The sequence below is a fragment of the Micromonospora qiuiae genome, assembly GCF_016863555.1.
GTDB classification, from domain to species: Bacteria; Actinomycetota; Actinomycetes; order Mycobacteriales; family Micromonosporaceae; genus Micromonospora; species Micromonospora qiuiae.
In genome coordinates, this window is record NZ_BOPC01000052.1 from 35,153 (window position 1) to 56,537 (window position 21,385).

Sequence of the window (21,385 nt, forward strand, 5' to 3'; positions counted from 1 at the left end):
TAGGAACGGATCACGGGTTTGTGCGACGGCGCCGCTGCCGGGCGTCCGGTGGGGTACACCGGGATGCAGGTTCGCATACCCCAAGTGCCGATGGCCGCTAGGCGGCCCGAAGCAGCCCCGCCGTCAGATGACGGGGCGACACAGGCAGGTGGCCACGCGGCACAGGTCGACCGCGCGCCGTTTGGTGAGGAGCGTCCCCATGAGCAGCGAGCCTACCAGCCATCCCAGGAATCTCCACCGGGCCGACCATCATCCGGGACGCCGCTTTGGCGGGTCAGCCAGCGGCGTTGATGGGTACGTCCCGAGCGTCGGCGGTGACCGTGAGCCCCTCCGGTCGTGGGAGAACCTCGCGGACGGAGAGCCCGAACGGCAGATCCGGCAGGGGCACGTCCACCGAGATGCTGCGGGCGAAGTTGTTGACCAGGGTGCGGGCCAGCGGCGCGTCGGGCAGCCCTTCGGCGTTGAGGTTGTTGAACTTCAGCGCGATGCGCCCCTGCTCGCCGACGACGATGTCGGCGGTGCCGGTGACCGTCAGTCGCTGGCCGAGGATGTCCACCGGCGCGGTGACGGCGAGCTTCCCGTCCCGCTCACCGAGCACCAGACCCTCCCGATTCAGCAGGTCGGCCACGCTCTGGTAGCTGATCGTGCCGGTGCCCTTGACGGTCTCGGCCACCACGTCGCCCTGGCCGGAACGGAGCGTGTCCAGCGAGGCCCGCACGTTCCGGGCGTCCACGTTCAGGCTGGGCAGCGCGACCGCCTCACCCTGCACCGAGCCCTGCACGTCACGCAGCTTGATCGAGATGCGTTCGTAGCGGCCGTCGAGAACCTGGGTGAGGAAGGGGAAACCGCCCACCTCGACCTCCGGCGGCGCGGACTGCGCGCCCTGCTGGGTCACCTGCTGGCTGACCTCGTCAGCGATGGCACGCTCGGCCACGCTGACCGCCACCCGGTCGGCGACGACGACCAGGCAGACGAACACGAGCAACAGGACGCCGAACCCGATCAGAATCTTGCGCCCCCGCCGCCGCGGTCGCCGTCCGTACGTCTGCTCGTGCTCCACGCCGTCTCCCCTTCTGCCGTACGTCTCTATCGATGTCACGGTGCGGCGCACCGGTGGTACCCGCCGCCCTGACTTCTCAACCGTCGCGCCGTTTACAGCAGCAACCGGCACATCAGGTACGCGACCGGCGCCACCATCGCGACGGCACCGAGCGGACCCTGCACGTGTCGGGCCGCCCACCCGGTCTGCAACTCGCCGGCCATCTGTCGGCCCGCCTCGGCGTACCCAGCGGCAAGGTCAGCCAGGACGGCGACGACCGCCGCGACCAGGCCGAGAATCGCGGCCCTGGGCGGCGTGAACGGGGTGACCAGGTAGCTGCCGAATACGGCGCTGACCAGCGTGCCGACCATGGCGCCGCCGACCACGCCCGCCGCTCCCCTGGGCACCTGAGGGGCGAGTAGCGGCCAGGCTGCGACGGCGTCGGCCATCCGGGCGACGGCCAGCGCGACCGCGACCGCGGTGAGACAGACGGTGATCGCCTGGGTGCCGGCGGGGATCCGACTGAGCACGATGAGCGTGGCGAGGGCCACCGCCCCGAGCGTGATGGTGGCGGTGGTCCGAAGCGAGTCGGTCACCCGGGCCCGGTCCACCCGGCGAATCAGTTGGCCGAGCACCGCGACGAGAAACCCGCCGATCGCGACGTACCAGAGCGGGCCCAGTCGGGCCTCGGCGCTGCGCACGGCCACGACGTCGGCCGTCACCGCGACCACCACGTTCACCCCGAGTACCACCGCCAGCGCCGGCGGCCGGGTGACCATCGTCCAGGCCAGCACGAACAACAGCTGCACGGTGAGCACCACGACGGTGAAGGGCACCCGGTGCCCGGGGCCGGAACTCTGGGCCCCGATGACCAGACCGATGCCGAGCAGCGCGGCGAACCCACCGATGGCGAGCGAGAGCTGCTTGCGTACCTCGACCGGTGGCTGCTCCTCCTCGTCCTCGCCGGTGTCGAGCGTCTCGTCGGCCCGGCGGGGCGAGCCGCCCCGCCGCAGGCGCCGCGGGCCACCGGAGCGTCGCCGCTCCTCCGGCTCCACCGGGGTCCGTGACTCCGGGCCGCCCGCTGGCGGCGGGTCGTCGGCCCAGGGATCGCGGCCGGTCTCGGGCGAACTGGAGGGAAGCACCCACCGATCGTGCCAGACCCACCGCAAATCGCGAGTGCCACGGTTTCCGCGACGTTAAAACCCGCGTCGAGATAGCGGACAGAAAGGGCAAACAGAAAATTGCGTCCAGGATCGGCCTGGGGGATCAGTTACGCTCAGGGCGAAAACCCGCCCGTCAGCGACGCCGGGACCACGCAAGTTCCCAGCGCCACACTCGGCTGAGTGCCGCTGGTCGCGCGCGGCCGCACGGGCCGCCGGGACGGAGGTGATCGTGGAGATCCTGTTGCTGGTGACCGCACGGGCCGGCGAACCATCCGCAGTGCTGCCGGCACTGGACCTGCTGCCGCACTCGGTCCGCACGGCACCTCGCGACGTACGCACCCTGGTCGCCGGCCCGAGCCCGGACGCCGTGCTGGTCGACGCCCGCTCCGAGCTGAGCGAGGCGCGGGCCACCTGCCGGATGCTGCACGCCACCGGGCTCGGCGTACCGCTGGTGGCGGTGGTCACCGAGGCCGGCCTGATCGCCCTGAACGTCGACTGGGGGGTCGACGACGTCATCCTCGCCTCCGCCGGTCCGGCCGAGGTGGAAGCGCGGCTGCGGCTCGCCGTCGGCCGGCTGAGCAACGCGGCGGCCGGTGCCGGCGGGTCCATCCGGGCCGGCGAGCTGATGATCGACCCGGACACGTACGCCGCGAAACTCAAGGGCAGCCCCCTCGACCTGACCTACAAGGAGTTCGAGCTGCTGAAGTTCCTCGCCCAGCATCCGGGTCGGGTGTTCACCCGTGACCAGCTGCTCCGCGAGGTCTGGGGTTACGACTACTTCGGCGGCACCCGGACGGTCGACGTGCATGTGCGCCGGCTGCGGGCCAAGCTTGGCTCGGAGTACGAGTCGATGATCGGTACGGTGCGCCAGGTGGGCTACAAGTTCGTCGTACCATCCTCGCGCGCGGCGCTGCCCGAGGCCCCGTCGCGGTCAGCCCGACCCCTCACGATCGAGGGCTAAAATCCTAGACGCCCCTTTTGGCCAACTTGTGCGCCTTATCGTGACTGTCAAGTTGGCCAGCGGGAGGGGCTGCAGTGGGCGGATACCAGCCCGGCGCGGGACGCGCGATCGGAATCATCACGCTCGTGGTGTCGGCAGTGCTCGGCTCGGCGTACCTGCTCGGTCGAAACCTGTCCCTCGGCCCGGCCCGGAACGACTCCACGGTCGCCGCGACCGGCACCGACCATCCCGAGTACGCCGATCAGTCCGCCCTCTCCCCGACCAAGCCCGGTGCCGCCCCCACCGGTACGCCCGGTAACAGATCGAACCCGCCGGACCACTCCGCCGCCCCGGCGCACGACGACGACCCGAACTTCGGCCCGATGGGCACCCGGATAAGCACCGGTACCGACACAGTGGCCCTCACCTTCGACGACGGGCCGCACCCGGAGTACACCCCGCAGGTCCTCGCGATCCTGCGGGAGTACCACGTCACGGCCACCTTCTGCGTGGTCGGCGAGAACGTCGCCGCGTACCCGTGGCTGATCCAGCAGATCGTCGCCGAGGGCCACACGCTGTGCAACCACAGCTGGAACCACGATGTGACGCTGGGCTCACGCTCGCCGGAACGGATCCGCTCGGATCTGCTGCGGACCAGTGCCGCGATCCGGGCGGCGGTCCCGGACGCGCCGATCTCCTGGTACCGGCAGCCCGGCGGAGCGTGGACCTACTCCATCGTCTCCGTCGCCCGTGATCTGGGCATGATGCCCCTGCACTGGACACTGGACCCATCCGACTGGCGCGCCCCCGGCGAGACCAAGATCGCCGCGTTCGTGGTCGACGGGGTGCGGCCCGGGTCGATCGTCCTGCTGCATGACGCGGGCGGCGACCGGCAGGGCACCGTGAACGCGCTGTACCGCATCCTGCCGGCGCTGATCGCCCGGTACGACGTACATGCGCTGCCGGTGCGGGGGATCTGATGCCCGCGCCACCGGCGTGGTCCGATCTGCGGCCCGGCACGCCATGGCCACCGGCCGCCTGCACCGCCGGCCCCTGCGGCCCGATACCGTGGCCGGAATGAGCGAGCGAATCATCAGGATCAGCGGCTCGAACCGGCTCGAACCGGCCGAGGTCACCGAGGTGCTGGCGCTGGCCCGGGCGGCCGGCGACGCGGACGGCGCGGACCCACTGGACGAGCAGGTTCTGCTCCGGCTGCGCGACGACCGGGCACCGGCGGTCCACCTGACCGCCCGCACGGACGACGGGACACTCACCGGGTACGCCCACCTGGACACAAGCGACCCGGCGGCCGGCGTCGGGGTCGGGTTGGTGGTGCACCCGGCGTACCGGCGGCGCGGCACCGGCCGGGCACTGGCCCAGGAGACGCTGGCCCGGCAGGTGCCGACCCGGGGTGGGTCGCCTCAGGACGTGCCGACCCGGGAGGTGAATGTCTCCGCTGCCGGGCCGCTGCGGGCCTGGGCACACGGCGATCATCCCTCGGCTGCCGCGCTCGCCGTGGACCTCGGCTTCCGTCGCGCACGCGTGCTCTGGCAACTACGTCGGCCGCTCACCGAGCCGCTGACCGTGCCGCGGCTGCCCGACGGGCTGACCCTGCGCGCCTTCCGCCCCGGTGCCGACGACGAGGCGTGGCTGGCGCTGAACGCGCGCGCCTTCGCCGACCATCCGGAGCAGGGCCGGTGGACCGCCGAGGATCTGCGGCTACGCCTCGCCGAGCCGTGGTTCGATCCGGCCGGCTTCCTGCTCGCCGTGGAGTCGGCGAGCGGCCGGTTGGTCGGTTTCCACTGGACCAAGGTGCACGAGCGGCCCGGCTCGGCGCGCATCGGCGAGGTGTACGTGCTCGGGGTGGACCCCTCCGCGCACGGCGGCGGCCTCGGCCGGGCGCTGACCACGGCGGGGTTGACGTACCTGCGCGAGCAGCGCGGGCTGGACCGGGTGATGCTCTACGTGGACGAGTCGAACACCGGCGCGGTGGCGCTCTACGAGCGGCTCGGCTTCGCCCGCTGGTCCGCCCACGTCAACTACGAGCGGCCGTAGGATCAGGGCAGGTAGAACCGCTCGTCGGTGAGGTCCAGGTGCGGGGTGATCGGGGTGGCCGCGTCCCGGGTCGCCGCCGCCCGTAGCACCGCGGCGAGGTTGTCGCAGGCAGCGACCTCGCCGAGGGTGATCAGAGTGGGCGGCAGCATGGTCAACTCGCCGGCCGTGGCCCGGTCACAGGCGTCGGCGGGCCGCACCCAGAGGGTGTGGTCGGCCTCGCCGGAGACGTCGCGGGTGCGCTGTCCCTCGGGCAGCAGTGCCACGAAGAAGTACGTGTCGAACCGGCGCGGCTCGAACTCCGGGGTGATCCAACGGCTCCATGGCAGCAGCAGGTCCGACCGCAGGGTGAGCCCACGCCCGGCGAGCAACTCGGCGAAGCCCCTGCGTCGCTGCTCCAACTCCACCCGGGCGGCCTCCCAGCCGTCGTCACTCACATCGCCGACGACGCGGTTCGGGTCGGGGCCGGCGAGCAGCACCCCCGCCTCCTCGAAGACCTCGCGGGCCGCCGCGCAGACGACCGCCTGGGCGGCCTCCGGCGACAGCCCGAGCCGGGCACCCCAGCCCGTCGGATCCGGCCCGGCCCAGTCCAGGTGGGCGGCCGAGTCCGAGGGGTCGACCCCGCCGCCGGGGAAGGCGTACACGCCGCCGAAGGCCATCGCCGCGACCCGGCGGATCAGGTACACCTCGAAGCCCTCGCCGACCGGGCGCAGCAGCAGCACGGTGGCCGCCACCCGGGGCACGACCGGCGCGGCGCCGGAGGCGTGGAACTGGCGGGCGTGCTCGACCACCGCGGGTGGGGCCGGATAGCCGCGGTCGACCTTCATGCGCGCAGCCTAGTTCCCGACCCGTGGATCGCCGGTACAGCCCTCAAGTGATCTTCGGTAGCGTCGCCGTCATGACTCGATGGGGCATCCTCGCCACCGGCCACATCGCCGCCCGCTTCGCCGAGGACCTTCGGCTGGTGCCGGGGGCCGAACTGGTCGCGGTCGGCTCACGGACGGCCGAGAGCGCGCAGCGCTTCGCGCAGCGGCACGGCGTACCCCGGGCGTACGCCTCCTGGTCGGAACTGGCCGCGGACGCCGATGTGGAGGTCATCTACGTCGCCACCCCGCACGCCGCGCACTACGAGGCGGCCCGGGCCTGCCTCACCGCGGGTAAACCGGTGCTGTTGGAGAAGCCGTTCACCCTCGACCTGGCCACCAGCACCGAGCTGATCGACACCGCCCGCGCCGCCGGGGTCTTCCTCATGGAGGCCATGTGGATGCGCTGCAACCCGCTCGTCCTTCGGGTCTGCGAGTTGATCGCCGACGGTGCGATCGGCACGGTGACCAGCGTACGGGCCGATTTCGGCATCCCCGGGCCGTTCCCGCCCGAGCACCGGATGCGGGCTCGCGCGCTGGGCGGCGGCGCGCTGCTGGACCTCGGCATCTACCCGGTGAGCCTGGCCCACCTGCTGCTCGGCGTGCCACAGCACGTGCGGTCGTGGGCGAAGCTGGGTCCGGAGGGCACGGACGAGAACACCGGTCTGGTCTTCGGGTACGACTCGGGAGCCGTGGCCACGCTGAGCTGCGGCATGGTGGGTGCGACCGAGCTCACCGCGTCGATCACCGGCACGGCCGGACGGATCGACCTGCCCGAGCCGTTCTTTCGACCCGGCGGGTTCACCCTGCACCGGGCCGGCGTCCAACCGGAGACGATCACGGCCGAGTTGGCCGGCTCGGGTTACCAGCACGAGGCCATCGAGGTGCAGCGCTGCCTGGCCGAGGGGCTGACCGAGAGCCCGCTCGTGCCGCACTCCGCGACCCTGGAGGTCATGGCCCTGCTCGACGACATCCGCGCGCAGATCGGCGTCTCGTACCTCTGAGTGTTAGAAAGGGCCCCTTTTGATACGCCAGGCGTTAAAAGGGGGCCCTTCCTTACAAGCTCAGCTGAAGAGGGGGCGGACCAGGAAGTACATCAGGGCGCCGATCGAGCCGGCGGCCGGGAAGGTCAGGATCCAGGCGCCGACGATGTTGCCGGCCACGCCCCAGCGCACGGCGGAGAGCCGCTTGGTCGCGCCGACCCCCATGATCGCCGAGGTGATCGTGTGGGTGGTCGAGATCGGGGCGCCGAGCACCAGCGCGTTGAAGTAGAGCACGCCGCTGGCCACGGTCTCGGCCGCGAAGCCCTCCGGCGGGCGCAGGTCGATGATCTTCCGGCCCAGGGTCCGGATGATCCGCCAGCCACCCGCGTACGTACCGGCGGCCAGCACGGCGGCCGAGGTCCAGAACGCCCACTCCGGGATGTGCGTCGGATCGTTCTGGTAGCCGCCGACGAAGAGGGCGAGCACCACGATGCCGATGGTCTTGGCCGCGTCCTGCATGCCGTGGCCGACCGACATGGCCGCCGCCGAGGCGGTCTGGGCCCAGCGGAAGCCCCGGTTCAGCTTACCCGGCTGCCCATTTCGGAAGATCCACTGCACGGCGACCATCACGATGTAGCCGAGCAGGAAGCCGACCAGCGGCGACAGGATCATCGGGATCACGACGCTCTCGCCGATGCCCGTCCAGAGCACCGTGCCGGAGGCGGCGACGGTCGAGCCGACCAGGCCGCCGATCAGGGCGTGCGAGGACGACGAGGGCAACCCGAAGTACCAGGTGATGATGTTCCAGGTGATCGCGCCGATCACCCCGGCGAACACGATACCGAGGCTGGACACGCCGGTGGGCAGCTCGACCAGGCCGCTGCCGACGGTCTTGGCGACCTCGGCGCCGAAGTGGGCGCCGACGAAGTTGCCGATCGCCGCCATGCCGAGGGCGATCCGGGGGGTGAGCGCCCGGGTGGAGATGCTGGTCGCGATCGCGTTGGCGGCATCGTGGAAGCCGTTGGTGTAGTCGAACACCAGGGCTACCCCGATCACCGCCAGCACGGCGATGAGCTCGGGACTCACGGGATCAGGACTCCTTGACCGCGATGGCCTCGACGGTGTTGGCCACGTGTTCGAAGGAGTCGCAGGCGGCCTCCAGCTCGTCGGCGACCTCCTTCATCTTGAGCACGGTCAACGCGTCGTACTCACCGGAGAAGAGCCGGACCAGCAGCATCCGGTACGCCTGGTCGCCGTCGTTCTCCAGCCGATTGATCTCGATCCAGTAGTCCTCGAGGTCCTTCATCGACTTCAGCCGAGGCATCGCGTCGGCGGTCAGCTTCGCCTGCTGGTCCAGCACGTGCACCAGCTCGTGCATCTCCCGTGGCAGCGACGGCAGCTTGGTCAGCCCATAGAGATAGAGCAGGTTGCCCGCCTCCTCCAGGTGATCCATCACGTCATCCAGCAGGGAACCGAGGCGGTAGATGTCCTCGCGGTCGAAGGGGGTGACGAAGGTCGAGTTGATTTTCTTGAACAGCTCGTGGGTGATCTGGTCGCTGTCGTGCTCGACCTCGGTGAGCCGCTCGCTGACCGACTGCACCTCGACATCGGGCAGGCCAAGCTCGTTCAGCAGCTCGGTACCCCGAACCAGGTTTCGCGCGGCCCTGGTGAAGAGCTCGTAGAAGGCGCCCTCGTTGGGGCGGAATGAAAACCTCACAGCACGGACCTCGTCGGTGTCGGTGGTAGGGGTGGCAGCCGCCGGCCGGCGCCCTGCTGAGGGAATGCTAGGGAAACTCTCCGAGCGGCAATTCGGCGGCCCACCCCTGGCCAAACGCCATTCACCGCCTGTTTAACTGCTGTTCACCTTCATCCGGCCCCGCCGTTCCCGGTAGCCGCTCTGGTTTCCGTTCCATGTCGAAATCGGTGCCGAGCACGGAGCGCGAGAGTGTCGAACATCTCACGCACGGGCCGAACCAGCAGGTGTTCAGACCACCAGGGCCAGCCACTTGCGGTACGCGGTGGCGAAGGGCTCCGTGCCGTCGCCGAGAGCACCGAACAGCCAACGCGCCGCCGCCTCGGCCTCCCCGACCAACTCGTCCGGGTAGCCGAACCGGACCCGGTGCTCGGCGAACTCGTCCTCGTCGCGCAGCTCGACCAGGCCGGTCGCCCGGCGACGGACCACGTCCAGGTCGAGGTCGATCAGGTGCACCGTGTCCTCGCCCTCCCACCGGCCCGGGCTGGCGATGTCGCAGTAGACCTCGCTGGTCCGCGGTGGTGGGTTGAACATGCAGGTCCACCAGGCGCGGTGCGGCACCAGCAGCACGAAAGGAATCTGCTCGACGGAGGGCCGGCCGTGGTAGACCGAGCTGGTGCCGGCCGCCACCCCGAGCCATACGCCGAGGTCGTCCTCGGCCAGGCGACGGGCCGGGTAGTCGCGATGGGCGCTGCCGTCGTACTTGCGGTAGATCACGCGGACCACGTCGCTCGGCATGTTTCGCACCCTAGCCGATTCCACCCAGGCGTCGCCGTCAGGAAATTACCGGACGGCAGGGACATATTCCATCCCGTGATGCCACAACACGGACGGTGGGTACCCCGCCCCGTCAGCCAAGCCGGGTACCGTGCCACGGTGTTCTCGCCCCGTACCGCCACCGCACCCGGCTCGATTCGCGACAAGGCCCGCCGTCGGGGTGACCGGCCGGGCGGCGCGGAGCTGCTGGCCGCCGCGGTCGGCGCGGTACCCGGCGGCGCGGCCCGCCCCGGGCAGCAGCAGATGGCGACCGCGATCGAGGAATGCGTGGCCACCGGCGAGCATCTGCTGGTGCAGGCCGGCACCGGCACCGGCAAGTCCCTGGCGTACCTCGCTCCGGCGCTCACGGTCGACGGGCCGGTGGTGGTCTCCACCGCCACCCTGGCGTTGCAGTCCCAGCTCGTCGAGCACGACCTGCCCCGGCTGGCCGACGCCGTCGAACCGCTGCTCGGGCGGCGCCCGACCTTCGCGGTGCTCAAGGGTCGGCACCACTACCTCTGCCTGGCCCGGTTGGAGAACTCGTCGGAGGACGAGCCGACGGACACCCTCTTCGACGCCCCGGCCGAGCGGCCGGGCGGCGGCGCCCGCTGGCTCGGCGAGGCGGGCCGGCTCGGCAAGCAGATCCAGCGCCTGCGGGACTGGGCCCTGGAGACCGACACCGGCGACCGCGACGAGCTGGATCCCGGCGTCGACGACCAGGCGTGGCGGCTGGTCTCCATGCCCGCCCGGGAGTGCGTCGGCGCGGCCCGCTGCCCGTACGGCGCGGAGTGCTTCGCGGAGGCGTCCCGGGCCCGGGCGCGGGAGGCCGACATCGTGGTCACCAACCACAGCCTGCTCGCGGTGGACATGCTCGCCGGACGGCACATCGTCCCGCCGCACAAACTGCTCGTCGTCGACGAGGCCCACGAGCTGGCGGACCGGGTCTCCTCGGCGGCCCAGGCGGAGCTGACCCCGGAGCTGATCGACCGGTCCGCCCGCCGGGCCCGCCCGTTGCTGCGGCCGGAGACGGCCGAGGCGCTGATCGCCTCCGGCGACGCCCTCGCGGTCGGGCTGGCCGAGGCACCGGCCGGGCGGATCACCACCGGCCTGCCGGACCTGCTGCGCGAGGCATGCACGCTGCTGGATGCCTCGACCCGCGCGGCCCTGGACAGCATCGGCGACATCAAGGCCGACGATCCCGACCCGGTACGCAAGCAGCAGGCCAAGGCCGTCCTCGACGAGCTCTCCAGCACCGCCCAGCGGCTGCTGGAGGAGGCGGAGCACGACGTGGCCTGGGTGGAACGCAACGACGCCACCGGCCGACGGGCGCTGGTGGTGGCACCGCTCTCGGTCGCCGGCACCCTCGCCACCCACCTCTACGACGAGCGGACCGTGGTGGCCACCTCGGCCACGCTGACGCTGGGCGGCCGGTTCGACACGGTGGCCCGCGCTCTGGGCCTCGAAGCACCCCCACCCGATCCGCCGTCACCGGCCGCCGCCGCCCTCGCCGCGACTTCACGCCTCAAGGGCGGGACGGCTCCGGGGGACGGCCGCGCGGACACCGCGACGGCAACGGGTGACGATCGGGCCGACGCCGGTGGCGGAGCCGCCGACTCCGGGCCCGGGTGGCGATCGCTGGACGTCGGCTCCCCGTTCGATTACGCCCGCCAGGGCATCCTCTACGTGGCGGCGCACCTGCCCCGTCCCGGTGTCTCCGGGTTGCCCGACGCAGCCGGTGCGGAGTTGCTCGCGCTGGTCACCGCGCTGGGTGGTCGTACGCTCGGGCTGTTCTCCTCGCGGCGGGCCGCTCAGCAGGCGGCGGAGCTGTTGCGGGCACGGACCGACCTGCCCGTGCTGTTGCAGGGTGAGGAGGCACTGCCGCTGCTGGTCCGCCGGTTCCGGGAGGAACGGTCCAGCTGCCTGTTCGGGGTGATGTCGCTCTGGCAGGGGGTGGACGTGCCGGGTGACTCGTGCCAGCTGGTGGTGATCGATCGGCTGCCCTTCCCCCGGCCCGACGAGCCGTTGGCCGCCGCGCGGGCGGCGGCGGTGGACGCCCAGGGCGGCTCCGGCTTCGCCGCGGTCAGCGTCCCGATCGCGGCGATCCGGCTGGCTCAGGGCGTGGGGCGGTTGATCCGGGCCACCGGCGACCGGGGTGTCGTGGCCGTGCTCGACTCCCGGCTGGAGACCGCCCGCGGCTACGGGGCGTTCCTGCGCCGCTCGCTACCCCCGTTCTGGTACACCACCCGGCCAGAGGTGGTGCGGGGCGCCCTGGACCGGCTCGCCGCCGGTTGAGCCGCTGACGGCGGCCGGCAGGTCAGGGAGCGCGGGAGGCGACGACCACCGCGTCGGGCGGGGTGTCGGGGACGGTACGCGCGGCCAGTCGACGCACCGCAGTGTTGAGCACCGCGATCACCGGTACCGCGACCACCGCGCCGGTGATCCCGGCGAGCACCACGCCGGCGGCCAAACCGATGATCACCGCGAGCGGATGGATGGCGACCGCCCTTCCCATGATCAGCGGCTGGAGGATGTGCCCTTCCACCTGCTGCACTCCGATCACCACGCCAAGGATGATCAACGCGGTCACCGGTCCGCTGTCGACCAGCGCCACCAGCACCGCCACGCCGCCGGAGAGGGTGGCACCGACGATCGGGACGAACGCGCCGAGGAAGACCAGGGCGGCCAGCGGGAAGGCGAACGGAACGTCGAAGATGACCAGGAAGATGCCGATGCCGACGGCGTCGATGAAGGCGACCAGCACAGTCGCCCGGACGTAGGCGACCAGGGTCGCCCAGGAGGCGCGTCCCGCGTCGTCGACCTTCCACCGCGCGGCCACCGGCAGCAGCCGGACCAGGAAGCGCCAGATCAGGTTGCCGTCGCGCAGGAAGAAGAAGGTGGCGAAGAGCACCAGCACCGTGCCGGTCAGCACCTCGGCCAGGGTCGTGGCGGTGGAGAGGGCACCACTGGTGAACCGTTCGGTGTTGTTGTTGACCCACTGCTGGAGTTCGGTGAGGTACCGGTCGAGGTCGTTGTCCGACAGGTGCAACGGCCCGGTCTTGAGCCAGTTCTGAATCTGCTGGAGGCCCTGGGTCGACTTCGCAGCCAGTTCCGGGACGCCCTTGATGAACTCGTTCACCACCAGCGTGAGGGTGGCGATCACCGCGGCGAGGCCGGCGACCAGCACCACGGCGGTCGCCAGCGACCTCGGCAGTCGCGCTCGCAGGAGCCAGCCGACCGCGGGAGCGAGCAGCGCAGACAGCAGCATCGCCACGGCCAACGGGATGATCACGATGCTGATGGTGCTGACCAGTTTGAGTAGCGCCCAGAACACGACGCCGACCACGATCAGCCGCCACGACCACGCGGCGGCGATTCGCAACGCGTGTGGCACGTCTGCGTCGTCCCGGCTGGCCGTAGAGCCGTGCAGGTCGGCCCGCGGCTCCGCGCCGACCACGGTGGCGGCCGGTGGCGCCGCCGGCCCCGGGCTCGACGGCGAGGCCGTCCTGGCCGGCTCGGGTGCGTCGGTCGTCGTACGCCTCCCGGCGCGAACCGATTCCCGCCCCGATTCGTACGCGCGGCGCAGGCGCTCGCGTATCCGCTCGAATCGGCTCAAGCGAACCTCCCGGCATGGTTGGGCCCGGCGCACAGCGTCAGGTCGGACAGGATACGCCCGAGCGTTCCACGGTAGGTCAGTTCCGCCATACCTTGCTCGCACCGGACGCTGGCGAAACCGGGTGACCACCGGCGGCGCGCCGGGGACGACACGGTAGCGTCTGCGACGTGACAGCCGACCAGAACCTCGACTCCGGCCTGCCCATCCGGCTGCTGCACGACCGTGTGCTGGTGCGCATGGAGGGGGGCGACGGCGAGCGGCGCTCCACCGCCGGCATCGTGATCCCGGCCACCGCCGCGGTGGGCAAGCGCCTGGCCTGGGCCACGGCGGTGGGAGTCGGGCCCAACGTCCGCTCCATCGTCTCCGGCGACCGGGTGCTCTTCGACCCCGACGACCGCTCTGAGGTCGAGCTGCACGGCCGTGGCTACGTGCTGCTCCGCGAGCGCGATGTGCACGCGGTGGCCGCCGAACGGGTCGAGGAGGACGGCACCGGGCTCTACCTGTGAGCCCATCGGCACCGTAGCGGGTTCGGCCCGCGTACCCCGCGGCCGGCGTCTGCGTCGTTTGCCGCGCTCCCCGGCGGGAAGCCAGCCGCACCACCGGCCCTGGGGAGGGACGATGCCGGTATTCGTGAAGAAGGTGCTGGCCTGGGGAAGTCTCGCATTCCTGATCTACTTCATTGCGTTCCGGCCCGAGGGCGCGGCAGAGATGTTCCGAACGATCGGTGGCGCACTGCTGATGATGGCTCAGGGGTTCGGCGACTTCCTCACCAGGCTGATGGCCTGAATCCTGGACCGGGCGGCCGGCCGTAGTCGTACCAGCCGGGCGGGCCGTGGCCGGCAGCGAAGGCCGGTGGTGGCGGTGGCGCGGCGAGCACCACCGGGATCGGGACCACCGGCTCCTCGGGGGCCGGGACCGACCGTTGCGAACCGTCCGGGAACCGCAGGTGGTACTGACGCCCGTCCCAGACACCGACCGGCGACTGCGGGTCCCGACCGACGAAGTACGACCGGTAGCTGCTGATCAGGCTCAGCAACTCCTGTTCCTCCCGCGCCGTGCGCTCGCGGTCGACGGGCCGGCGATCCAGGCCCCGTAGTGCGCCGTCGCGCAGCAGCGCCAGCCGGGTCGCCGCGAACTGGTAACCGCGCATCGCCCGCAGGCCGGCGTCGCCGGCCACCCGCCGGGCCCACGCCCGGGCCGCGTGCCGGCGGCCGAGGCTGCTCAGCGCCGCGACCTCGGGCGGGGTGAGCCAGCCGGCCCGGACGTAGTCCGGCAGGATCCGCTCGGTCAGCCGCCCCTCCCAGGCCCGCAGCCACACCGCCAGGCCGACCATCCCGAAGAAGATCGGCACCATCACACCGACCAGACCGACGATTGTGATCAACACCTCGCCGGTGGCCTCGGTCAGGGTCGGCAGCAGGTTCCACGCCCCGTGCAGCATCATCGCCAGCAGCAGGCCGGCGAGCGGGGCGAGCACCCGGACCCGGCGGTCCGCCGTACGCGCGGCGATGCCGAGGCCGACACCGGTCATCGAGGTGAACAGCGGATGGGCGAACCCGAACAGCAGGATCCGGCCGATGAAGATGGCGATCACCTGTTGGGCGCCCGTTGCCGGGCCGTACTGCTCGACGCCTGAGGCGTACCCGTGCCCGCCCAGGTAGAGAATGTTCTCCACCATCGCGAAGCCGATCGCGGAGAGCCCGCAATACACCAGCCCGTCGGTGATGCCCGACCACTCCCGACGCCGGAACAGAAGCAGCAGAATCGGGCCGAGCGCCTTGGTCAACTCCTCGATGAACGGTGCGACCAGCACCGCGGTGAGTGCGATGGGCAGTCCACGGTCCTCGAACCAGGTGGCGGATGCCTCGTTGACCAGCAATGACGCTGCGGTGGAGACGAAGGCGCCCCAGGCGAAGCAGAAGATCAGGTACTTGAGCGGCTCGGGTTCGTACCGGTCCAACCAGAGAAAACAGGCCACCAGGACCGGAACCGGGAGGATCGCGGCGGCCGTTCCGATCAGCAGCGCCTCGCCGCCGAGGTTGGTGCCGAGGGTGACCAGCATGAAGATCGCGCCGGCGGCGATCAGCAGGATGACCCCGGCCAACACCAGGGCCCGTCGCCAGCTGAGCCGACGACGTGGCATACCGGGTACGCCGGCGCCCGTCGACGGAGCGGCGGGCACGGACGGCGACGGCGGCGCAGCTCCGCCGGACGGGGTGTCGGCCATGCCGCCAGCGTAGTCATCTCCGGCCCGCCGGTCCGGGCGCATCGAGGGCACCCACCGTGAACAGCGACTCAGCCCACGGGCGGCGCGGTGGGTGGCTTTGCGGCCGGTTCCGGCCCGGCCGGCGCACCGGGCCGCTCCAGTTCGCCGAAGCACTGCCGCACCAGCCGGTTCGCCTCCTCCTGGCTGATGCCCGAGGCGACCATCAGGTCGCTGGCGGTGGTACGCACCTGGGCGACCACGACGCTGCCGGAGAATCCGACCCCCTCGGCGTACGCCCGGCCCGCCTCACTGACGGCGCGCATCGACCGCTCCCGGGCCTGCACCGGCTCCTCGCCCTGGGCGAACTCCTGCTTCATCAGGCGAACCGCCTCGGCGAGGTGGGCCACCGCGTCCGGCATCGGCTCCGGAACCGGTTCGGCGTCCTCGATCAGGGTCACCGAGCGCCGGATCAGGGTGCCCGTGTTGCGCATCGCCCGCTCGATCGGATCGGCCGCCTCCGCGTAGTGGGTGAGTTCGCCGCGCCGGTGCCAGCGTGCCGGGGAGAGCAGTGCCGTCTCCTTGGCTCCCTCGATCGCCTCACCCAAGGTGGCCAGTTCCTGCTTGTTGTTCCGCAGCCGGTCCAGCGCCCGCTGGATCTTCTCTGCGTCGCCCTCGCGTAGTCCGTCGGCGGTGTGGTCGAGTTGCTCGGCGAGCAGGTCCAGGGCTGGCCGAGCGGCCCGGTTGAGCACCCGCAACGGGTTGAGCGGGAGCAGGATCGCGGTGACCAGCAGCGCTATGCTGCCGCCGACGAGCGCGTCGACGAACCGGGGTATCTCCAGGTGCTCGACCGACGGGCTGAGCGTCACGATCAGCACCGCGGTCGCGGCGGCCTGGATGACGACCGCGACACTGCCCCCGGCGAAGATGGTCAGCACGATGGCTGCGGTGACGACCAGCCCGAGTTGCCAGGGGCCGGTGCCGAGGAAGTAGATCAGCAGGTCACCGACGGCCACCCCGACTCCGACTCCGATGATCAACTCTGCGGTGCGGCGGAACCGCTGGCCCACGGAGACGGCGAGGGTGCCGACGGCGGAGATCGGGGCGAAGACCGGTTCCGGGTTGCCCAGCAGGTTGTGCGCAGCCACCCAGGAGAGCCCGGCCGCGAGGCCCGCCTGCCCGGCCAGGCCGAGCGCCAGACGTACCCGGTGCAGGCGGTCGTGCAGGGTTGCCTTGCCCCGATGCTGCAACCGCATCATCGTCTCGGCGATCCGGGCTGTGTCCACGTCAGACAGGCTCTCCCGCACCCGGTTGCGGCGCAGCAGCGAAAGTGCTCGGTCCCGGGCCACCGCCATGCGCGCGACTACCCACCCCACGCCCCGAAATTCCTCCCGGAAGTAAGGAAGGGCACCTTTTTAACGCCTCCGGTAGAGGAAGGGCCCCCTGTTAACAACCGGGCACAGCCACTTGGTGATCATCAGCGACCGGTCGTAGCCTCGGCGACATGCCCGCCTCTCCGCTCCTCGACGACCTGCGCGCCGCCCTCGGACCGGGTGCGGTGATCACCGATCCGGACCTGCTTCGGGGATACGAGCGGGACGAGGCCGATCTGTGCACCGCAGGCACGCCGCTGGTCGTCACCCGGCCGCGCAGCACCGAAGAGGTGACCGCCGTGGTGCGGGTGGCCGGGCGGTACGGCGTACCCGTGGTGCCGCAAGGGGCGCGGACCGGACTGGCCGGCGCGGCCAACGCCATCGACGGCGCGGTCGTGATCAGCACCACCGCGATGGACGCCATCCTGGAGATCGACCCGGTGAGCCGGATCGCGGTGGTTCAGCCCGGCGTGATCAACGCGACGCTCAGCGCGGCAGTGGCCAAGCAGGGCCTGTGGTATCCGCCGGACCCCGGTTCCTGGGAGACCTCCACCATCGGCGGTAACGCCGCCACCAACGCAGGTGGCATGTGCTGCGTCAAGTACGGCGTCACCAGCGAGTACGTACTCGGCCTGGAGGTGGTGCTCGCCTCCGGCGAGGTGCTGCGCACCGGCCGGCGTACGGCCAAGGGGGTTGCCGGGTACGACCTCACCCGGCTCTTCGTCGGCTCCGAGGGCACCCTCGGCGTGATCACCGAGGTGACCGTGGCGCTGCGTCCCGCCCCGGCGGAGTCGCTGACCCTGGTGGCCGTCTTCAACTCCACCGCCGCAGCGGGCGAGGCGGTGGCCCGGATCGCCGCCCAGGGCCTCTCTCCGAGCCTGCTCGAACTGCTCGATCGCACCCACCTGGTGGCCATCGAGGCGTACCGGCCTATGGGGTTGCGCACCGACGCCGAAGCGCTGCTGCTCGCCGCCGTGGACACCGGTCCCCGGGCCGCCGCCGACCTCGCCGACCTGGCCGCCGTCTGCGAAGCCGCCGGCGCCGAGGAGGTCTACGCGGCCACCGACGCGGTCGAGGCCGCGGCCCTGTTGCAGGCCCGCCGGCTGGCGCACCCGGCGATGGAGAGGTACGCCGCTGAGACGTACCCGGGCGGGAACGGCAGCTTGATCATCGACGACCTGGCGGTGCCCCGGGGCGCGCTGGCCGCGCTGCTCGACGGGGTGGCCCGGATCGCCACCGAGTGCGAGGTGCCGATCGGTGTGGTCGGTCACGCCGGTGACGGCAACATGCACCCCAACATCGTGGTCGACCGGGCCGACCCGGTCAGTCTGGAGCGCGGTCGCCGGGCCTTCGACGAGATCATGCGGCTCGGTCTGGACCTCGGCGGAACCTGCACCGGCGAGCACGGCGTCGGGCTGCTCAAGCGGGACTGGCTCGCCCGCGAGATCGGCCCGGTGGGCGTACGCGTGCACCAGGCGATCAAGGCGGCGCTCGACCCGGCCGGCCTGCTCAACCCCGGCAAGGTGCTCTGAGCCGCTCCGCCCACCCGCCGTCTGTTAAAAAGGGGCCCTTTCTCTACACGAGGCGTTAAGAAGGGGCCCTTCCTTACCGCGAGGTCAGCTCGGCGGGGGTGTTCTGGGTGAGCAGGAGCAGGATCTCCTCGGCCGCTGGCGGGCGTATCTCGCCCGGGCAGTCCTGAGAGGTGATCAGGCCGGCCGAGGTCAGCAGACTGGAGGTCAGGGCACCGATGCAGGCGACCTTGTAACCGCGCGCCTCGTCGGTCTCGTTCGCCAACGACGGGTTGGCGAGCATTTTCTGCAACCGCTCCCGGTGTTCCTCGCTGAGCGCACCGGTCGAGGTGACCCCGTCACCCGCACAGTTGATGCACTCCCACCGGCCGTCCGGCTCCACGGTCAGCGTGCGCAGCGGCCCGTCCGTGCCCTCGTTCTGCAACAGGCTGACCCGGTTCTTCCCGGTGATCGCGGCACCGTTGGCGCCAGGCTCGGCGACCGCCGAGCCCGGTTGCGTCCCCGATCCGCCCTCGCCGCCGAACGGGGCGCACCCGCTCAGGACGACCGCCAACAGTGCGGCAGCGGACAGGGAAGCAAGCCGTGACCAGGGTAGAGCCATCACGCGCGGAACTTACCCCACCGTAGGTAGCGAGCGTAACCCGCGGAAGGAAATCCGTTGCTGACGATCTCCGGTGGATCGTTCAACGGGCTAGCCCGGCGTCGTCGACACCCCGGTCGGAGGGGTAGCCCCGCACGTCGGGCGCGCCCAACCGGGCCGCGTCGGCGGTCGCGTCGTCCGGCATCAGCTGGGACTGCCGTTCGGCCTCCACCCGGGCCTGGTAGTGCGTCACCTCGCGGGCCCGCCGCGCGGCGTCCCACCCCAGCACCGCGCCCATCAGCTCGGCCGCGTGCTCGGCCGACTCCAGGCCCCGGTGCGTCGTCTCAAAGGAGATTCGGGTGCGTCGGGTGAGCACGTCCTCCAGGTGCAACGCTCCTTCGGCCCGGGCCGCGTACGTCACCTCGGCGGCAAGGTACTCCGGCGCGCCGGCCAGCGGGGACGCCTGCAGCGGATCAGCGTCGATCAGGGCCAACAGGTCGAGCGTCAGGCTGCCGTAGCGCTCCAGCAGGTGCTCCACCACCCCGACCGGCATCCCGTGCCGGCGGGCCAGGTCGGCCCGGTCCCGCCACATCGCGGCGTAGCCGTCCGCGCCGAGCAACGGCAGGTCCGCGGTACGCGACGGCCGCTGCCCGCCGAGCCGGTGGGCGGCCCGGTCGACCACGTCGGCGGCCATCACCCGGTACGTCGTGTACTTGCCGCCGGCGACCAGCAGCAGCCCGAGCATCGGCTCGATGACGGCGTGCTCCCGGGAGAGTTTGGAGGTGGAGTCCGCCTCGCCGGCCAGCAGCGGACGCAGCCCGGCGTAGACACCCTCGATGTCGGCGGTGGACAGCGGCCGGTCCAGCACCGTGTTGACCTGCCGGAGAAGGTAATCGATGTCGCTGGCGGAGGCCGCCGGGTGCGAGCGGTCCAGCCGCCAGTCGGTGTCCGTGGTGCCGATGATCCAGTGCCCGCCCCATGGGATCACGAACAGCACACTGGTGGCGGTACGCAGAATCAGCCCGGCCTCGCCGGTGATCGCCGAGCGGGGCACCACCAGGTGCACACCCTTGGAGGCCCGGACCCGGATCCCGGGGCGCAGCCCGACGTCGTTGAGCATCCGGGACATGTCGTCGGTCCACACGCCGGTGGCGGCGATCACGGTGCGGGCGCGTACCTCGAACTCGGCCTCCGGGGAACCGGCGGGTGCCTCCAGGTCGCGGACCCGGACCCCGGTGACCTCCCGGGCCTCCCGGATCAGCCCCACCGCGCGGGTGCTGCTCACCACGGCCGCGCCCAGGCTGGCGGCGGTACGCGCCAGCGTGACCACCAGCCGGGCGTCGTCCACCTGCCCGTCGTAGTAGCGGATGGCGCCGGCCAGCGCGTCGGCCCGCAGGCTCGGGAAGACCCGACGGGCACCCTCCCGGCTCAGGTGCCGGTGCAGCGGCATCCCCCGCCCGCCGCCGAAGAGGCCGGCGAAGGCGTCGTACGCGGCCACCCCGGCGCCGTAGTAGGCGCGCCGAGCCAGCCGGGCGGGCAGGTCGCGGATGCCCCGCCCGGCGGGCAGCGGCACCAGGAACGGCACCGGACGCACCAGGTGCGGGGCCAACCGGGTGGCCAGCAGGCCCCGCTCGGTCAGCGCCTCGTGCACCAGGCCGAATTCGAGCTGTTCGAGATAGCGCAGGCCGCCGTGGATCAGCTTGCTGGACCGGCTGGAGGTGCCGGCCGCGAGGTCACGCGCCTCCACCAGGGCCACCTTCAGCCCGCGCGAGGCCGCGTCGACGGCCGCACCGGCACCGGTCACGCCACCACCGATGACCAGCACGTCGAAGCGTTCAGCCCGCAGCCGTCGCAGGTCGGCGGCGCGGCGGGAGGGCGAGAGCTGTCCGGCAACGGACCGCAGAACGTGTGGATCGCGCACCATCCCACCGTAGCCGCAGCAGTCAGGTGATCAAATGCGAGGCCAAACGGCCGCCTTTCACTTTCTCGTGCGCGGCACATCCTCAGAGCAGGTGATTTCTGGGGCGTCGCCCGGTGCCGGCTTCGCGGCGGCCACTCGCCGGATGACCGTGCCGATAATTCGCCGTTCGTCCACGAAACCGAGCACCCGGGAATCCAGGCTGTTCACCGAGTTGTCGCCGAACACCACCACTTTGCCGGGTGGCACGACGCTCGGCCCGCCATCGCCCAACGCGTTGGCGCAGTCACGGGGTACCGCGTCTCCCGGCCGAGCCACGAGCCGCTTGATGAGGTGGCGGCTGGTACGTAACGTCATGGCGCGCTGCCCGATCACGACCGGCACGTGGTTACCCGGGCCCTGCCCGGGTTCACCGGTGAGCACCACCACACTGCCGACCGGCAGGGCCTGCGCCCGTCGGCGTCGGGCGAGCAGCCGGTCGCCATCCTGGTATGTGGGCACCATGCTGGCTCCGTTCACCATGACGATGAAGAATCGGCGTCGCAGCACGATCAGGAGCGCTGCAAGCACTCCGACACCGACGCCGACGAGCACCAACGTAGTGACCACGTAGGCAATCC

21 protein-coding genes are annotated in these 21,385 nt (G+C 71.5%); 8 read left to right on the plus strand and 13 right to left on the minus strand.

The window, feature by feature from the left end; all coding sequences use genetic code 11:
- Nucleotides 1–123: 123 nt before the first annotated feature.
- The 3 genes from Vqi01_RS31630 to Vqi01_RS19110 all read right to left on the minus strand — a co-directional run bounded on the left by Vqi01_RS31630 (nt 124) and on the right by Vqi01_RS19110 (nt 2,181).
- A complete protein-coding gene (locus Vqi01_RS31630) occupies nt 124–201 on the minus strand; it encodes an Ms5788A family Cys-rich leader peptide (protein WP_311202345.1) in 78 nt (25 codons plus the stop codon).
- Nucleotides 202–274: 73 nt separating this feature from the next.
- A complete protein-coding gene (locus Vqi01_RS19105; protein WP_204036176.1) occupies nt 275–1,060 on the minus strand; it encodes an LmeA family phospholipid-binding protein in 786 nt (261 codons plus the stop codon).
- Between the two features lie 92 nt (nt 1,061–1,152).
- Nucleotides 1,153–2,181: a hypothetical protein gene (locus Vqi01_RS19110; RefSeq protein WP_204036177.1), complete on the minus strand. Its 1,029-nt coding sequence runs from the start codon at nt 2,179–2,181 to the stop codon at nt 1,153–1,155.
- 250 nt (nt 2,182–2,431) lie between these two features.
- Between Vqi01_RS19110 and Vqi01_RS19115 the strand changes: the two genes are divergently transcribed.
- The 3 genes from Vqi01_RS19115 (at nt 2,432) to mshD (ending at nt 5,197) form a co-directional block, all read left to right on the plus strand.
- Nucleotides 2,432–3,163, plus strand: a complete 732-nt coding sequence (locus Vqi01_RS19115) for a winged helix-turn-helix transcriptional regulator (RefSeq protein ID WP_204036178.1) — start codon at nt 2,432–2,434, stop codon at nt 3,161–3,163.
- Nucleotides 3,164–3,237: 74 nt separating this feature from the next.
- Nucleotides 3,238–4,122 carry a polysaccharide deacetylase family protein gene (locus Vqi01_RS19120; RefSeq protein ID WP_239098494.1) on the plus strand — a complete coding sequence of 295 codons (885 nt, stop codon included), beginning with the start codon at nt 3,238–3,240 and terminating at the stop codon, nt 4,120–4,122.
- Nucleotides 4,123–4,219: 97 nt separating this feature from the next.
- Entirely contained in the window at nt 4,220–5,197 is a 978-nt protein-coding gene (mshD, locus tag Vqi01_RS19125) for a mycothiol synthase (protein ID WP_204036179.1), read from the plus strand.
- Nucleotides 5,198–5,199: 2 nt separating this feature from the next.
- On the opposite strand, the gene Vqi01_RS19130 is transcribed toward mshD, so the two are convergent.
- A complete protein-coding gene (locus tag Vqi01_RS19130; protein ID WP_204036180.1) occupies nt 5,200–6,021 on the minus strand; it encodes an NUDIX hydrolase in 822 nt (273 codons plus the stop codon).
- Nucleotides 6,022–6,092: 71 nt separating this feature from the next.
- On the opposite strand from Vqi01_RS19130, the gene Vqi01_RS19135 reads away from it, so the two are divergent.
- Complete coding sequence (locus tag Vqi01_RS19135) at nt 6,093–7,061, plus strand: Gfo/Idh/MocA family protein (protein WP_204036181.1); 969 nt, start codon at nt 6,093–6,095, stop codon at nt 7,059–7,061.
- A 60-nt stretch (nt 7,062–7,121) separates the two neighbouring features.
- On the opposite strand, the gene Vqi01_RS19140 is transcribed toward Vqi01_RS19135, so the two are convergent.
- The 3 genes from Vqi01_RS19140 to Vqi01_RS19150 form a co-directional block, all read right to left on the minus strand.
- Nucleotides 7,122–8,126: an inorganic phosphate transporter gene (locus Vqi01_RS19140; RefSeq protein WP_204036182.1), complete on the minus strand. Its 1,005-nt coding sequence runs from the start codon at nt 8,124–8,126 to the stop codon at nt 7,122–7,124.
- A gap of 4 nt (nt 8,127–8,130) precedes the next feature.
- Complete coding sequence (locus Vqi01_RS19145) at nt 8,131–8,757, minus strand: DUF47 domain-containing protein (RefSeq protein WP_204036183.1); 627 nt, start codon at nt 8,755–8,757, stop codon at nt 8,131–8,133.
- A gap of 267 nt (nt 8,758–9,024) precedes the next feature.
- A complete protein-coding gene (locus Vqi01_RS19150) occupies nt 9,025–9,531 on the minus strand; it encodes a DUF402 domain-containing protein (protein WP_204036184.1) in 507 nt (168 codons plus the stop codon).
- A 78-nt stretch (nt 9,532–9,609) separates the two neighbouring features.
- On the opposite strand from Vqi01_RS19150, the gene Vqi01_RS19155 reads away from it, so the two are divergent.
- Nucleotides 9,610–11,841 (plus strand): ATP-dependent DNA helicase, encoded by a 2,232-nt coding sequence (locus tag Vqi01_RS19155; RefSeq protein WP_307825140.1) that lies wholly within the window; start codon nt 9,610–9,612, stop codon nt 11,839–11,841.
- Between the two features lie 22 nt (nt 11,842–11,863).
- Here Vqi01_RS19155 and Vqi01_RS19160 read toward each other — a convergent pair whose 3' ends face one another.
- Nucleotides 11,864–13,162, minus strand: coding sequence for an AI-2E family transporter (locus Vqi01_RS19160; protein ID WP_204036186.1), 1,299 nt, complete (start codon nt 13,160–13,162; stop codon nt 11,864–11,866).
- Nucleotides 13,163–13,329: 167 nt separating this feature from the next.
- On the opposite strand from Vqi01_RS19160, the gene Vqi01_RS19165 reads away from it, so the two are divergent.
- Nucleotides 13,330–13,668 carry a GroES family chaperonin gene (locus Vqi01_RS19165; RefSeq protein WP_204036187.1) on the plus strand — a complete coding sequence of 113 codons (339 nt, stop codon included), beginning with the start codon at nt 13,330–13,332 and terminating at the stop codon, nt 13,666–13,668.
- 112 nt (nt 13,669–13,780) lie between these two features.
- The gene (locus Vqi01_RS19170; RefSeq protein ID WP_204036188.1) at nt 13,781–13,948 is read left to right on the plus strand and encodes a hypothetical protein; all 168 of its coding nucleotides are present in this window, start codon (nt 13,781–13,783) and stop codon (nt 13,946–13,948) included.
- On the opposite strand, the gene Vqi01_RS19175 is transcribed toward Vqi01_RS19170, so the two are convergent.
- Together Vqi01_RS19175 and Vqi01_RS19180 are read right to left on the minus strand one after the other, a co-directional pair.
- Nucleotides 13,929–15,431 (minus strand): PrsW family intramembrane metalloprotease, encoded by a 1,503-nt coding sequence (locus Vqi01_RS19175; protein ID WP_204036189.1) that lies wholly within the window; start codon nt 15,429–15,431, stop codon nt 13,929–13,931. The genes Vqi01_RS19170 and Vqi01_RS19175 overlap by 20 nt on opposite strands.
- A gap of 26 nt (nt 15,432–15,457) precedes the next feature.
- Nucleotides 15,458–16,714: an FUSC family protein gene (locus Vqi01_RS19180; RefSeq protein WP_239098499.1), complete on the minus strand. Its 1,257-nt coding sequence runs from the start codon at nt 16,712–16,714 to the stop codon at nt 15,458–15,460.
- Nucleotides 16,715–16,869: 155 nt separating this feature from the next.
- Here Vqi01_RS19180 and Vqi01_RS19185 point away from each other — a divergent pair, with 155 nt between their 5' ends.
- Nucleotides 16,870–18,270, plus strand: a complete 1,401-nt coding sequence (locus tag Vqi01_RS19185; RefSeq protein WP_204036190.1) for an FAD-binding oxidoreductase — start codon at nt 16,870–16,872, stop codon at nt 18,268–18,270.
- A gap of 73 nt (nt 18,271–18,343) precedes the next feature.
- Here the strand turns inward: Vqi01_RS19185 and Vqi01_RS19190 are convergent, their stop codons facing one another.
- The 3 genes from Vqi01_RS19190 to Vqi01_RS19200 all read right to left on the minus strand — a co-directional run bounded on the left by Vqi01_RS19190 (nt 18,344) and on the right by Vqi01_RS19200 (nt 21,374).
- Nucleotides 18,344–18,868 carry a hypothetical protein gene (locus Vqi01_RS19190; RefSeq protein WP_204036206.1) on the minus strand — a complete coding sequence of 175 codons (525 nt, stop codon included), beginning with the start codon at nt 18,866–18,868 and terminating at the stop codon, nt 18,344–18,346.
- Nucleotides 18,869–18,950: 82 nt separating this feature from the next.
- Nucleotides 18,951–20,771: a glycerol-3-phosphate dehydrogenase/oxidase gene (locus tag Vqi01_RS19195; protein WP_204036191.1), complete on the minus strand. Its 1,821-nt coding sequence runs from the start codon at nt 20,769–20,771 to the stop codon at nt 18,951–18,953.
- A gap of 54 nt (nt 20,772–20,825) precedes the next feature.
- Nucleotides 20,826–21,374, minus strand: a complete 549-nt coding sequence (locus tag Vqi01_RS19200; protein WP_204036192.1) for a S26 family signal peptidase — start codon at nt 21,372–21,374, stop codon at nt 20,826–20,828.
- Between the last annotated feature and the right edge of the window lie 11 nt (nt 21,375–21,385).

What these genes read in the sequence shown, in the direction of transcription:
- mshD (WP_204036179.1), top strand. Translation starts at nt 4,220, where the DNA reads ATGAGCGAGCGAATCATCAGGATCAGCGGCTCGAACCGGCTCGAACCG.
- Vqi01_RS19170 (WP_204036188.1), top strand. Translation starts at nt 13,781, where the DNA reads ATGCCGGTATTCGTGAAGAAGGTGCTGGCCTGGGGAAGTCTCGCATTC.
- Vqi01_RS19150 (WP_204036184.1), bottom strand. Translation starts at nt 9,531, where the DNA reads ATGCCGAGCGACGTGGTCCGCGTGATCTACCGCAAGTACGACGGCAGC.
- Vqi01_RS19190 (WP_204036206.1), bottom strand. Translation starts at nt 18,868, where the DNA reads ATGGCTCTACCCTGGTCACGGCTTGCTTCCCTGTCCGCTGCCGCACTG.
- Vqi01_RS19130 (WP_204036180.1), bottom strand. Translation starts at nt 6,021, where the DNA reads ATGAAGGTCGACCGCGGCTATCCGGCCCCACCCGCGGTGGTCGAGCAC.
- Vqi01_RS19155 (WP_307825140.1), top strand. Translation starts at nt 9,610, where the DNA reads ATGCCACAACACGGACGGTGGGTACCCCGCCCCGTCAGCCAAGCCGGG.
- Vqi01_RS19135 (WP_204036181.1), top strand. Translation starts at nt 6,093, where the DNA reads ATGACTCGATGGGGCATCCTCGCCACCGGCCACATCGCCGCCCGCTTC.
- Vqi01_RS19185 (WP_204036190.1), top strand. Translation starts at nt 16,870, where the DNA reads ATGCCCGCCTCTCCGCTCCTCGACGACCTGCGCGCCGCCCTCGGACCG.
- Vqi01_RS31630 (WP_311202345.1), bottom strand. Translation starts at nt 201, where the DNA reads ATGGGGACGCTCCTCACCAAACGGCGCGCGGTCGACCTGTGCCGCGTG.
- Vqi01_RS19195 (WP_204036191.1), bottom strand. Translation starts at nt 20,771, where the DNA reads ATGGTGCGCGATCCACACGTTCTGCGGTCCGTTGCCGGACAGCTCTCG.
- Vqi01_RS19175 (WP_204036189.1), bottom strand. Translation starts at nt 15,431, where the DNA reads ATGCGCCCGGACCGGCGGGCCGGAGATGACTACGCTGGCGGCATGGCC.